Consider the following 12,361-nt stretch of genomic DNA (forward strand, 5'->3'; position numbering starts at 1 on the left):
TGGTCCACCAGGCTGTTGAGCGCGTCCGGACGAAGGAACACGCCGCCCAGCACGGCCTGCTCGGCCTCCAGGGCCTGGGGGGTGAGGCGCGCGGTCATACAGCACTCCCATGATCCCAGGCAGCCCACGCGGACTCCCTAGAGGAGTAGGCTCCTGCACTCGCCCCGCACCCCCCACACGCCACCCAATACATGACAGGGCGGCCAAATTGCGTGGACTCCAGACAGCCGCATCCACCACAAAAAGGACACATCCGATGCTCTCCCCCCAGCACGGCCTGCGCGGCGCGGCGGCGCTCATCCTCCATACGCTCAGACTCCCATGCCTCCTCCCACAGTCTGCGGCTGACAGGGCTCCGCATCGGATTGGCCTCCAGAGGGATGCCGGAGAGATACGCCCGGCGGCCCTTAGCCCTGGCGTTGGCCCAGGTGGCGCGTTCGCTCATGCGGCCTCCTGGAGTGGATAGGGATAATCCACCTGAAAGAACCCCAATCGACCAGGGCAGGGCCAGAATCGCAACGGCAGTGCATTGCTCACCTTCCACCACCACTTCCCCGGCTCACACCACGGGGAAATTCTCACGTCAGGGTCTGTTGCCCTCATGAAGAATGAAATGGTGGCCACGCCCACGATGCCGCCCAGGTCCAGGGCCTGGGACATGGGGTTGAGGGTGTGCCAGGGCAGCAGCTGGCCCGTGGTCCGGTTGTAGGCGAGCTGGGCGGCCTGCCAGACGGGCATGGACGAGCCTCGCCGCGAATAGTCCGGCTCCCAGGGGCACTTCCGCGCTGCGGCATGGATGAGCACGGGCACATTCAAATACTTGGTCGGCGGCGACCAGGAGCGGTTTTCGACGTCCTTGAGCCCCAGGGCGATCAGCGCGGCCCACGGCTGGCGGATGGAGAGGGCGGGGAGGATCATTGCACACCCGCCGATGGGGCGTGGCACACTTCGCCCGCCAACTCCCACGAGGGGGACTCTCCGCAACCAGGACAAAGGGTCGGGGCGCTCACGACGCGCCTCCCATCACCTTGCCGATCACGCACCACGGCTCATGGCCGAGGTAGGGGTTCCGGCGGCAGCGCGGGCATTCGCCGTCACTGCACCACTGCACCTCTGCCAACGCCTCGCGCAGGGCGGCAATCTCGGCCCGGAGACCGCCAAAGGTGCCGGGCCGGTCGGCATCTTCCAGGGTGATGCCGTACGTCTCCTGGAACGCGACATAGGCGCTCTTGATTTCTGCGATGTCCTCCTGGAGCTTGTCGCGTTCGGCCACGACATCGCGCACCAGGTCCACCAGTTCATGCAGCGCGGCGCTGGAGATGCCTGGGAACTGGGCAGGATGGAGAATGCGGATCAGTAGCGACTCAAGACGCGGATCGACGGGCATTGTACACCTCCATCTCATAATCTTGCTGGCATTCGGCGCAGCGCTCGGCGTCCGGCACGGCGGCCAGGCGCGCCACCGGAATAGGCTCGCCGCATTCGCGGCAGCAGGGAACGCCGTCGATCCACTCCGGTCCCCGGCCGGGCAGCCGGTTGGTGACCCGGCCCAGGGCTTCGGCGTTGTCCAGGGCGATGGCCAGCTGGCTCAGATCCACTTCGTCAGCCACGGCGACGCCTCCAACTCTTCGCCACCCTGGCCACTGCCCAGCCGAAGCCGACCACCAGAGCCAGGCCCAGGGCCAGGCCCAGAACGGCCACAATCTCCAGCCCGCGCGCGATCTCGTGCATGGCTACGCCCCCGGGGCCACGGGCCAGGTCACGCTGCCCGGGAATCCCGCCTGGCCGGTGATGTCGCGCAGCTCCTGGCGGTAGGCGGCCCAAGCGGTTTTGGTCGCGGCCGGGAGCGGGCTGTCCTGCAACTGGGTCCAGTCGCAGGCTGTGAGCAGGGCGTCGCGCTGGGCGCGGATGGCGGCGGCCTGGTCGGCTTCGGTGGGCTGGTTCGCGGCGGCCAACAGAGAGGCGAACACCTCGTCGGCGACCACCCGTTCCTCGTAGTCCGCCGCCTCCCCGCCATAGTCCGCCACAGCCTGGGAAATGAGTCCGCCGAGCGGATCAATGCTCTGTGCGCCGCACAACGCGCCATCAGACTTACGGATACAACAGTACATTGCTCCCCCTATGCCGGACCGATCAGCGCCTGGACCGTCGCCATTCCAGTGGGCGCTCCATCTTTGCCCCACGTGACCGTGAATTGATTGTTGGCCACGGCAGTAACTTTTCCAGCGATATAGTTGCTGATATTGTAAGGGCCAGCCCATATACTGTAGGCCCCCCGCCCAATCGCCGATCCGGTCATATTAATGGCGGCCCATCGGGTCGTCAGATCGTCGAACCCGACCGACCCCATATCCCCGCCAGCATTGGCGCTGAAGTTGAACCGCGCCGGGGTGAAGCCCCAATTCCCGGTGACGACCTGTGTCCCGGCTGCGAGGCTCAAATCGCGCGTAAAGGACACCAAGACCGGCGACGCGGACGCCCCTATCTCCGCCCACGCGCCCCAGGTTCCGTGGTGCCGGCAGCGCACATATGTCTTCCCCGTGGTCACATTGGTCGCGCGCTGGATCAGGTTGTTGACGTTGTAGGCGTGGACCACCTCGAGGGACCACGGCACCGTGCCGGTGACCGGGAAGTGCGTGCAGGAGGCCGCGTAGACGGCGTAATACCCGGCCGTGGTCAGCGAGTCGCAGTCGACCGCCGCAGTGATGTAGATCGTGTCCCGCTGCGCCTTGAGCGTCGTGCGCGCGGCCGTGTCGTTGGCGTCGTCCAGGAGCGTTTTGATATAGTCGGAGACGGTGAAGCCGAACGCCGCCCACGTGGGAGTGGCGGCGACGAGCCGCCAGACGCTGCCGTCGTCCACCTGCAGGGCGATCTTGTTGATGTCGCCGGAAGTTATCCCCGTGGCAGCCGCCCTGGCGGCCGCGTTGGCGAAGACCCAGCGGAAAGGAGTATGCACCGCTTCACCCGAAAAAGACCTGTGGATCGCACCCATCAGACCACCTCGAAAACATTTTGAGTAACGCCGTTGATAGTTTCGACCACCGGCTCCTCCACCCCATTCACCATCTCGACGACCTGCTCGTATATCCCGCTCAGGTTGTCGCCGGTGAAATCCACGTCCACGACCTGGCCGTCCGCCGGGTTCGACGATCCGCTCACACAAAGCTGGTAGAAGAAGCCAGTTTCCAGGCCCGGCACGTCGTAGGCCGGGTATTTGGTCGTGGTGACGAACGTCCAATCCGTCTCGCCGACCCTGCGCTTCCAGACGTAGAAATCGATGGCCGCGCCGCGCCAGAACAGCTGCAGGCGCTGCTGGTACAGACCGTCGATATACCGCTGCGACACGGCGGCCCGCAGGCCGCGCACGGCGGCCAGGCCGGTGGGGGGCAGGGACACGGGTTCCTCGCCGGAGTCCTCATAGACCTCGGCGGCATACTCCAATCCCTCCACGGCGAACCGCATGCCGGTCGTCCGCCGGATGCGATCCACCCGGAACAGGCGGATGTTGCGCTCGGCCTCGCCCACGGAAAAGGCCGCGTCCTTGGCCGGAGCGTATTGCAGCGGCGTGGCCAGCACCACCTCGTCGGTCTCCGTGGCCACGGACACGACCGTCAGGGTCGCCTCTTCCACCAGGGCCTCGCCCGTGTCCTCGTTGCGCCGGTCCTGGTGCATGATCGTGATGACATAGGCCGTATTGGGCTCCAGGGTGACGGGCCGGTCCAGGGGCACCCGCAGGAGCGTCGCTCCGGCGCGGATGAGGCCGGATTGCCCCCACTGCATCACGTCGTTGGCCACCTGGACGACGTCGCCCTCCTGGAACCCGAGGGCCTGCCAGGACAACGTCTGCCGCCAGGTTCGGGACAGGTAGCGGTTGCAGCGCATGAGGTAGTCGCCATAGGCCCTGGCCAGGGTCACGTCGTTGCAGGCGGCCAGGGTGTGGCTGACGATCTTGGGCGGCCGGGTGAGCGTGTTGTACCAGGGCCCGGGCACGAAGATCGTGGTGTTGCCCTTGTCCTTGTCGAAGTAGGTGATCTGGACGCCGTCCGCGCGTTCGGACGCCTTGATGTAGCCCAGGCCGCAGGAGGCGTGGACCGTGTTGCCCATCGTGGCCAGGAACCCCTGCTTCGGCGTGGACGCCGGGCGGTCCGAGATGCAGCCGATCCGCGTGCCGCGCTCCACCACCCGGAACCGGCCGAAATTGCCCACGTGGCCCAGGGCCGTGAGCATGTCCATCGGCGTGTCGAAGTACATCGACCCCTTGATGCCCTTGATGTCGTCCCACTCGGCCGCCGAGGCGAACTCGGCGAGGATCACCCGCGACGCCTGGAAGCCGCAGCCGTACCTCCGGGCGCGGACCATGTCGTAGGCCATCCAGGCCGGATTTTCGGCCGAGCGGCGGGCCAGGCCCGATGGGATGTAGGGGGTGAGGTCGCCGCGTTCGAGCTGCGCGCCCCACAGGTAGGCATTATCCGCGCGGTCGCCGAGGATGGAGGGATAGACCGCCGCCTGGATGAAATCGTTCGCCGCCCCGGTCGCGCCGCCTGACATGGTCTTCTTCACGGACACGCGCCACCAGTCCGACGCGCCGACCTTCTCCAGGGTGGTCATCGCCGGGGCGGGGTTCGTGATGATGGCACCGGTCGCCGGATTGAACTCGATGTAGACCACGCCTGCGGAGACGCCCGCGACATACTCGTACATCTGCACATGGACCTTCGAGGACGTCCCGGCGGCCACATGGACGCTGAACGTGAAAACGCCAGACTCCCCGGCAACCAGCGGCTCACGCTGGAACACGAACGCCTGTTTCCCCGCCTCGCTCGACGTGTCCTGAGCCAGTTGGCCGGAAGTGGTCCCGTCGGGAGCCGCTTTCGCGGCGGGGGTGATGGTCGTGTATGCGCTCCGGAGCCAGGTCGACGCCGTGAAGTCGCTGGAATCCGCGAACAGATTGTGGGCGGGCAGGGCCAGAGACGCGTCCGCCGGGACCGGCACGGTCATGCACAGGACGTCGCAGGTGACCACCGGCTCGCTGGAGGACAGTTTGTCCGTGGCCAGCGCGCGCACGGCCAGCAACGCCGAATAGGGATAACGGAAATCGTCCGGAACGATCTCCTGCATGTATTCGAAATAGGTGTCGTTGATGTAGTCCGTGCCCGACGGCGGGATCTCGGCCAGCCGGACCCGCACGTCGTACTGCGCCGGGGCCAGGTCGTTGATGCGGTAATAGCGCATCACGGCCGTGCGCTTGGCGGCCGTGATCTCGAAGGTGTTCCAGACGGTCCACTCGGTGGCCGAGGCCGTCTTGTACTGCGCCTCGACCTTGACCGTGGTGTTGGCCAGGGCCGTGCCCGAGACCTGGCACAACGCCGGGCAGGTGATGCCGATGCCGATGGAGTGGATCCCGGTGCCCATCGTCCTGGCCGTGCTCCACTCCTGGTCGCGGGAGAGCTTCAGGGACAGGCCATGCTCGTACACCCCGTCGTTGAACCAGGGGATGACGTCCTGCCACCTGGTGCCGGGCCGGAAGACGGTTTCAACGGAGTCGTAGTTGGAAAGCGGGTTGCCGTCGATCTTGATGTTCTGGACCGCGTCCACCGGGCCCTCGCCCAGAAGGAACAGGAGGTTCAGGTACTGCTTGTCGCCGTCCGTGGTGATGTGCCGGGCGATGCGCTGCGGCTTGACGTTGTGGCAGTGCCCGTAAGGCTTGGGCACCCGGCCGCCGGGCTGCACCGGGTTGGTGGTGGACGAGTCCCATTTGTAGGTGGCGGACTCCTCCAGGCCGTTGGACGCGATGGCGGACGACTTGCCCGCCGAGGACGGGGACAGCACCGTGCTGACTATCCCGGTGACGGCCAGGGACACCACACCGGCCATGATCTTGCCGAACATGAGGCCCGCGCCCACGCTGGACATGATCCCGGCGTTGAAGGCCCAGACGCCGATGGCCTGGCCGATTCCCGGGGCCAGCATCATCATGCCCAGACTGACCACGGCCCCCAGGCCGTCGCTGCCGCCGTCGCCGCCGCCGTCGCGCGGGACGACCCGGAAGAAGACGCTGTCGCCGGGCTGCACCTCGTAGCAGGCGGCCTCGAACTCGGTCAGGACGCGGCCGTTGACGCTCACGCCCAGGGCCAGGCCCTCGGGAATGGGCATGCCGGTCGGGGCGTAGTCCCGAGGCCGACGCCCGAACTCCCAGGCCGCCCACTCGGAGACGGTGCGCTCCGGAGCCAGGGGGTTGGGCATGACCGTGACGAGCACGTCACCCAAGGGGTGTTTGGCCGCGCTCACGGACGCCCTCCGGCCCAGGCCTTGATCTCCTCGACCTTGCCCGCGAACTCGGCCAGGCTGGTGGACTGCACGCCGCGCCGCCGGGTGATGTGGATGAAGTCTCCGCCGCCCACGTAGGTTCCGAAATGGGACCGGGCCCAGGCCGCGCCCGGGGCCATGCCGCGCAACACCACCACGCAGGGGGCTTCCGGAGCGTCCAGCGTCCGCCAGCGCGGGGATCGCGTCTCGCGGGCCCAAACCTCATGCACGGCCGCCGACCTGGTGCAGCCGACGCCGAGGTCCGGCAGCTCCACGCCGTACAGCCGGTGCGCGGCCATGACCAGGCCCCAGCAGTCGTAGAGCGGGCACCTAGTGACCGGGTCGATCTCACCCCGGCCGTCGTCCCGGAACAGGGCCGTGAACAGGCGGCTGAAGTCCGGGCTAGACATGGGCCCCCTCGATGGAGGTCACCGGGAACCCCCCGAAAATCACACTGTTGATGTAGGTGCCCCGGCAGGTGGCCAGGTTCCGGTCGCAGGTGGCCACGTGGGGGCACTCCTCGACCTGGGTCCAGGGGCAGTATCCAGTCAACACGGAGCGCGCCGGGAACACCTTGCCGAACAGCCTGTCCGCGCCCACGGTGACGAGCACCCAGCGCATGGGCTCGGGCACGTCGATCCCATGCTCCTCGAACCAGTACTCGGCCTCGGGCTCGGCCTGAGCCAGCAGATTGGAGTTGACGTTGATCAGCCGCATGGGAATCGGTTCGCGGCCGTGGACCTTGCGGTAGTCCTCGAGCTGCTCGACGTGGCGGAGCATGGCCCCGCTCACGTTGGAGACGCGCATCGTCAGTTCCTGCGCCTCGCCGCCGCCCTCCTGGATGTCGTCGAAGTCGAACCAGATGTGGTTCCAGATGGTGCCGCTGCCCGTGGGCCACTCGATGTCCTCGGTGTTGCGGACCACCCGGATGGTCTCGCCGTAGGACAGCTCGATCTCCAGGAGCCAGAGGTAGGCCCCGGAGCCGTGGCGGGATTGCTTCTCGATGATGGACAGCAGCGACGGCATCAGCTCACCCTCTTCATGGTCAGGGTCGCGCTGTAGCCGGGCTTCCCTTTGGCGGTCGACCACTTGAGGGGCTGGTCGCCGGAGAGCCGACACGTGAGGATCTGCCCGGTGTTGGGGTGCGCGTACTCGAACGTCCCGGCCCGGCCCTCGCCCCGGACCCAGGCCTCCAGGAGGTCCAGGTGCTCCTGGGGCAGCCCCTCCCAGGACGCCTGCATGGGGGTGTTGGCCGGGGCCGTGAACATGGGCCGCGACCCGTCCTGGCCTCCCGCGTAGTCCTCCTCCAGACGCGGGTCGTACACCCCGCCGGTGAGGCTGTTCGCTCGGCGGATGTTGGGAAACGCCATCAGCCGCGCCCTCCACCGGCGAGAAGGAACGTCCTCATGAGTTCGGTGTCATGATGATATGCCTGGAGCCACACCGACGCGACCCAGCGTTCCCCGTCGAAGCTGGACTCCTGGCGGCCGACCCGGGCGGACACGCCGTTCTCGGTCTCGACGTAGACGTTGAAGATCGGCGCGGCGGGAGCGGTCGAGCCTCCAGCGCGGCCCAGGGCGGCCATCTGCTGCGGCGTGAAGACCCATTCGTCGGCGCGCAGGATCGTGGGCACCTCGCCGGACTTGCCCGTGTGATAGCGCGGCGCGGCGCGGAACAGATCCGCGTCCGCGAGACGCATGCGCCCCGGCGTGGCCGCGCTGCCGCCATCGTGCAGTATCCCCGCGAACAGGCTGGTCAGCCCGCCGGAGGAGGCCCACTTGGCCAGCGGCCCGGTGATCTGCTGGCGGATCATCATGCGCGTGAAGTCGGCCTGGATGGAGCGCAGCATGTCCGTGACTTCGATCTTGCCCCGCGTGGCCATGAGCGTGAACCCGTCCTCGATGTTGCCCATCGTGGACATGGCCACCGACTGCACTCCCATGAACGTGTCCGTGGCCGTGGCGCCGTACTCCCGCAGGGAGGCGTTGGCCGCGTAGAGCCAGTCGCCGTCGCGGTGGGCCGTGGCCTCGGCCAGGCGCTCGTTGATGACCTGGCGTTCCTCCTCGGTCTTGGCCAGGGTCTGCTCGATCTCCAGAAGCTGGACTTGGGCGGCGTAAAAATTCTGGGTGTGGTTGGTCATCTGGGCGTACTCGCCCCGCAGCTGGACGGCCGTCTTCAGCCGCTCGCGCTCCTTGGCCGAGATCTCGGCGGCCTCCATCGTGTCGGCCATCTGCCCCTCGACCGAGCCGGGCTGCAGGCGGGCCTTGGAGTACTTGGCGCGGATGGCCGCGATCTCGGCCTCGTAGGTGTCCACGCCCTGGAGCTGGGCCAGCTTGAGCTGGGCCTCGGCCCGCTGTTCCTCCCGCTCGGCGGTCAGGCTCTTCTCCAGGTACCCGCGCTTGATCTCGTACTTGCGGGCCTCATAGTCGATGACCCCCTGCAGCGCGGACGATTCCTCCGGGCCGGCTCCGACCATCTCCTTGCGGAGCGAGGCCACCGCGGACTCGTATTCCCGGCGCAGGGTCAGCAGCTTGGAGCCGATCTCGTCGCCCGATTGCTCGGCTGCCGTGGCCAGGAACTCCAGACGGGCGCTCTCCAGATCCTTGCGGGCGTCCAGGATCTTGCGCGTGGTGGCGTCGTCCACCGTGGTGGTTGTCTTGGGCGCGGCCAGCGGCTCACGGAAGGTGTATTTGTCGGCCAAAGCAGGGGAAACCAGCCATGCGTCAGTAACACCTCTGGCGTCAGAGAGCCTCTTCTTCTGCTTCAATTTGTCGATCTCAGCCTGGTATTGTTCCTTCTCGTCGCTGTATAAAGCGGAATCCCTCTTCGCCTTGAGAACCTCGATCTGCTTGATGATGGATTCTCCGGTTTCCATGAACTGGAGAAACTCGTCCCGGTCACCCCAGAAAGCCTGGTTCAAATCCTTCCAGTCGAGCTTACCCTGCCAATGCGCCTCCAGAATCTTGTCCCAGTCATCGGCCCAGTCCCAGGCGTAGGAAAACGCGGCCAACCCGGCCACACCAGCGGCACCGCCCATCAAGGCACCGAGGATTCCGACCTGTTGAATAATCGAGGGGAGCTTGTTCCACCCTTCCAGGATGGTCTCCAAAACGCCCCCGGCCTCAGCCCCGAACGAGACCAGGGTGTCAAACGTGTCGACGGCCGTGCTCCCAATCCCCGCCAGCCGCTCCTGGGTCTGCGGATCCTTCACATAGGCGGTGAACTCTTTCATCCTGGACGTGGCGTCCTGGACCAGCTGGCTCACGGCCGGGAGCTGGGACTGGCCCAACTCATTCTGCATATCCGCCCAATATCTGGAAAACGAGGTGATCTGCTTGCCCGCCGTGGTCATGGCCTCAGCGTACAGTGCGGAGTACCCACGGGACGCCTCCAAAACCACGTTGACCCTGGCCTGCATCTTCTCCTGCTCGGTGAGGGCGTTGGTGGATTTGTGCAACTGCTGGGCCAGGGACTTGTAGGACGCCTCGAACTGGACGTTCAGGCCGAGGGTGCGCAGGATCTCCACCTCTCCGGACTTGATGGCCCGGACCATGCTCGCGAACGTCTCGGAGGAGTTGAGCCCGGCGGCGACCGCCACGTCCTGGGCCGCACTGGCCAGCTCCGCCGCCTTGGAGAGGTCCATGTAGGCCGCCGCCATGCTGGTGAGCACCTCACGGGCCTCGTTCATGGCGATGCCCTGGGACTCGAGCTGCTTCTCAAACAGGACCATCTGCGAGGGCAGATACCCGGCGTTGCGGCCCGCGCGATTCATGCTCACGCCCAGGGTCTCGTAGCGCGCGGCCGCCATCACCGTGTCCTTGGCGAAGTCGGCCATCTTGAGCGTGGCCAGAAGGCCGAGCGTCTTGCGCAGCACCGTGTTGAACATCTCGCCCTGTCGGCCGAGGCCCTGGAAGGAGGCCTCGGCCTGGCGGCCGACCCGGGAGACCTGGGCCCCGAAGTCGCGAATGACCACGGAGCCCTTGTCGTCCACCCGGATCTCGATCCTCACAGCGCTGGTATTGCCAACAGGCATTCCACTTGTCCCAGGTCTTCCCACTCCTCGGGAGTGAGGTCGTCAGCTTCCATCGGGTATCCGGCCATCTTCAAGGCATGGAGCCGGAGCATCTTCCGCGTGTAGTCTCCCAGATCCCCGGCTTCCGGGCGGCGGCGCGAGCAGTTCCCGCACGCCCATTCCAGGTTGCCGCCGAACTCGGCCGCGCACTTCGCGCGCTCCTCGTCCGTGCAGCCCGCCTCCCGGAGCCGCCGGAGATCCTCTAGGAGTTTTTTCCGGGATCCTCCTCGGCCCCGGCATCGGCCCCGGCTTCACCCCGGGGGTCGGGTTCGGGCTCGGGCGTGGGCTCCAGGGCGGCGGCGGAATGGTCGAAGACGCGGGCGGCCAGCAGCTCCACCAGGTCGCTGGCCTGGTCGGCGACCACCGACTTCCAGTTGGGGTCGTAGTGCGGCGACTTGGGGTCGCTGGACATGGGCACCCAGGATTCGCCGGGACCGATGCGTTCGAAGTCCCCCTCGCGGAATCCGGTCAGGATCTCGAAACCGTAGCGGCGGCGGGCGTCTCCGATGTTCTGGATGACCTTGTTGCCCTTGCGTTGCAGGCTCATGTTCTCGTAGTTCACCTTCTCCCGCGTGGTGGGCATGCGGTAGTAGAGCACGATCTCGGTGCCGGACAGGTTGTCCTGGACCACCAGTTCGTTGCGCGGAGCGCCGAGGCGACGGGGCATGTGGTTCTCCTCTCTGTTCTCAGGTTGCGTGCAAAACTACGCGGCGTAGGCCGCGACCTTGTTCTGGACCCGGACGATGACGCTGCCGTGGGTGTCGTCCTCGAGCACGGTGAGGTCGCCCGCCTCGGCCAGGCGCTTGCCGTCCACGGACGCCGGGGCCGTCAGTACGCCGAGGCGCGGGAAGATGATCTCCACCTGGTAGTTCTTTCCGGCCTCGTACTCCGCGCCCACGGCCAGCAGCCGCATGCCCACAGTGTCGTTGGATTCCATGTGGGCCTGGACGATGAAGTCGCGCAGCTCGCGGGAGAGCTTGAGCGTCTGCACGCGGCCCTCGCGGAAGGCGCTCGTGGCGTACCCGCCGCCAGCACCGGGCCGGAAGCCGATCTGGATGTTGTTGTTCAGGGTCCATTCGATGGACTTGATCTCCGAGGACAGGGTGCGGCCGCCCTGAAACTGCGTGCCGTTCCACTTGCCGCCGAAGGCCACCTGGAGCTGGGCCACGCGCAGGGGCGACTCCTCCACCCGCGAGGGGAACTGGCACCAGGCGGGTTCGGTGGGGGCGTAGAGCACCTTGTAGCTGATCACGTCCGTGGCCACGCCCGGAGGGGTGATGGTGATGATCGCCGGGGTGTCCGCCGACACGGCCGAGAAGGGCACCTCGGTCCAGACGCCGGGGGTCAGCTCGGCGCGGATCCGCTGCACGTTGTCCATGCGGGTCTGCGCGTCGGCCCCGTGCACGCCGTTGGCGGCGAGGGCGAGGCTCGCGGCGTTGACGGCGGCCTGCACGGTCTCCTCGGTGACGGAACGGTCGCTCTTGCCCGTGCCCTTGAGCGTGCCCGTGACCTTGACCCAGGAGTCCTCGGCGAAGGAGGCCGTGACCTGGTCCACGAACATGGACACGAACCGGCGCTTGTAGACGGTCTTGCCGAAGCGCTGCCCTGCTGTGAAGCTGGGCAGGCTGCGGTCCAGGTCCACGTCGCCGTCGATGGGCCGGATGGTGTGAAGCCACCCCGACCCGGAGGCGGCCGCAGCCACGTTGCCCAGGGCGTATGCCAGCAGGAAGGCGAAATGCTGGGGCTGGGCCTTCTCGAAGTTGAACGCGCCACTGGACAGGGAACCATTGTCGTAGATGGCGTCGGCCTCCTCCTTGCCGCGCAGCTCGTCGGCGTTGGACTCGCGCCTGGGGTCCAGGTTGAGCACGTCGGTCAGGCTCACGAGCATGGAGGTGTCCAGGGTCTGTGCGACGTTGATGCCCGTCTCCCTGGCCCCGGCGGACACGGCCACCAGGTTGTGTGTCGCCCTGTGCGATCTCATGG

The 12,361-nt window shown here is 66.9% G+C and carries 14 protein-coding genes; all 14 read right to left on the reverse strand.

Annotated elements, in window-relative coordinates; translation table 11 throughout:
• Positions 1 to 94: 94 nt before the first annotated feature.
• Positions 95 to 445 (reverse strand): Lar family restriction alleviation protein, encoded by a 351-nt coding sequence (locus tag H587_RS21420; RefSeq protein WP_425387189.1) that lies wholly within the window; start codon positions 443 to 445, stop codon positions 95 to 97.
• Positions 442 to 918, reverse strand: coding sequence for an ASCH domain-containing protein (locus tag H587_RS0111770; protein ID WP_034609304.1), 477 nt, complete (start codon positions 916 to 918; stop codon positions 442 to 444). The genes H587_RS21420 and H587_RS0111770 overlap by 4 nt, the downstream gene beginning before the upstream one ends.
• A gap of 88 nt (positions 919 to 1,006) precedes the next feature.
• A complete protein-coding gene (locus tag H587_RS0111775; RefSeq protein ID WP_027176445.1) occupies positions 1,007 to 1,387 on the reverse strand; it encodes a hypothetical protein in 381 nt (126 codons plus the stop codon).
• Complete coding sequence (locus tag H587_RS18375; protein ID WP_034609306.1) at positions 1,365 to 1,610, reverse strand: TraR/DksA C4-type zinc finger protein; 246 nt, start codon at positions 1,608 to 1,610, stop codon at positions 1,365 to 1,367. The genes H587_RS0111775 and H587_RS18375 overlap by 23 nt, the downstream gene beginning before the upstream one ends.
• Positions 1,603 to 1,731, reverse strand: a complete 129-nt coding sequence (locus H587_RS21280; protein WP_281167637.1) for a hypothetical protein — start codon at positions 1,729 to 1,731, stop codon at positions 1,603 to 1,605. The genes H587_RS18375 and H587_RS21280 overlap by 8 nt, the downstream gene beginning before the upstream one ends.
• Positions 1,732 to 1,733: 2 nt before the next feature.
• A complete protein-coding gene (locus H587_RS18380; RefSeq protein WP_084630681.1) occupies positions 1,734 to 2,111 on the reverse strand; it encodes a tail fiber assembly protein in 378 nt (125 codons plus the stop codon).
• A gap of 8 nt (positions 2,112 to 2,119) precedes the next feature.
• Positions 2,120 to 2,992, reverse strand: coding sequence for a pyocin knob domain-containing protein (locus tag H587_RS0111795; protein WP_027176446.1), 873 nt, complete (start codon positions 2,990 to 2,992; stop codon positions 2,120 to 2,122).
• Complete coding sequence (locus H587_RS19740; RefSeq protein WP_027176447.1) at positions 2,992 to 6,288, reverse strand: phage head spike fiber domain-containing protein; 3,297 nt, start codon at positions 6,286 to 6,288, stop codon at positions 2,992 to 2,994. The genes H587_RS0111795 and H587_RS19740 overlap by 1 nt, the downstream gene beginning before the upstream one ends.
• Positions 6,285 to 6,716 carry an NlpC/P60 family protein gene (locus H587_RS0111805; RefSeq protein ID WP_027176448.1) on the reverse strand — a complete coding sequence of 144 codons (432 nt, stop codon included), beginning with the start codon at positions 6,714 to 6,716 and terminating at the stop codon, positions 6,285 to 6,287. The genes H587_RS19740 and H587_RS0111805 overlap by 4 nt, the downstream gene beginning before the upstream one ends.
• On the reverse strand, positions 6,709 to 7,332 hold the full coding sequence (locus H587_RS18390; RefSeq protein ID WP_027176449.1) for a phage minor tail protein L: 624 nt from the start codon (positions 7,330 to 7,332) through the stop codon (positions 6,709 to 6,711). The genes H587_RS0111805 and H587_RS18390 overlap by 8 nt, the downstream gene beginning before the upstream one ends.
• Positions 7,332 to 7,676, reverse strand: coding sequence for a hypothetical protein (locus H587_RS0111815; protein ID WP_027176450.1), 345 nt, complete (start codon positions 7,674 to 7,676; stop codon positions 7,332 to 7,334). Before H587_RS0111815 ends, H587_RS18390 begins: the two co-directional genes overlap by 1 nt.
• Positions 7,676 to 10,339: a phage tail tape measure C-terminal domain-containing protein gene (locus H587_RS0111820; protein WP_156904539.1), complete on the reverse strand. Its 2,664-nt coding sequence runs from the start codon at positions 10,337 to 10,339 to the stop codon at positions 7,676 to 7,678. The genes H587_RS0111815 and H587_RS0111820 overlap by 1 nt, the downstream gene beginning before the upstream one ends.
• Positions 10,340 to 10,580: 241 nt before the next feature.
• On the reverse strand, positions 10,581 to 11,045 hold the full coding sequence (locus H587_RS0111830) for a hypothetical protein (RefSeq protein ID WP_027176452.1): 465 nt from the start codon (positions 11,043 to 11,045) through the stop codon (positions 10,581 to 10,583).
• A gap of 36 nt (positions 11,046 to 11,081) precedes the next feature.
• The gene (locus H587_RS0111835) at positions 11,082 to 12,359 is read right to left on the reverse strand and encodes a phage tail tube protein (RefSeq protein WP_027176453.1); all 1,278 of its coding nucleotides are present in this window, start codon (positions 12,357 to 12,359) and stop codon (positions 11,082 to 11,084) included.
• Positions 12,360 to 12,361 lie beyond the last annotated feature (2 nt).

The sequence above is a fragment of the Desulfovibrio aminophilus DSM 12254 genome, assembly GCF_000422565.1.
GTDB lineage: Bacteria > Desulfobacterota > Desulfovibrionia > Desulfovibrionales > Desulfovibrionaceae > Aminidesulfovibrio > Aminidesulfovibrio aminophilus.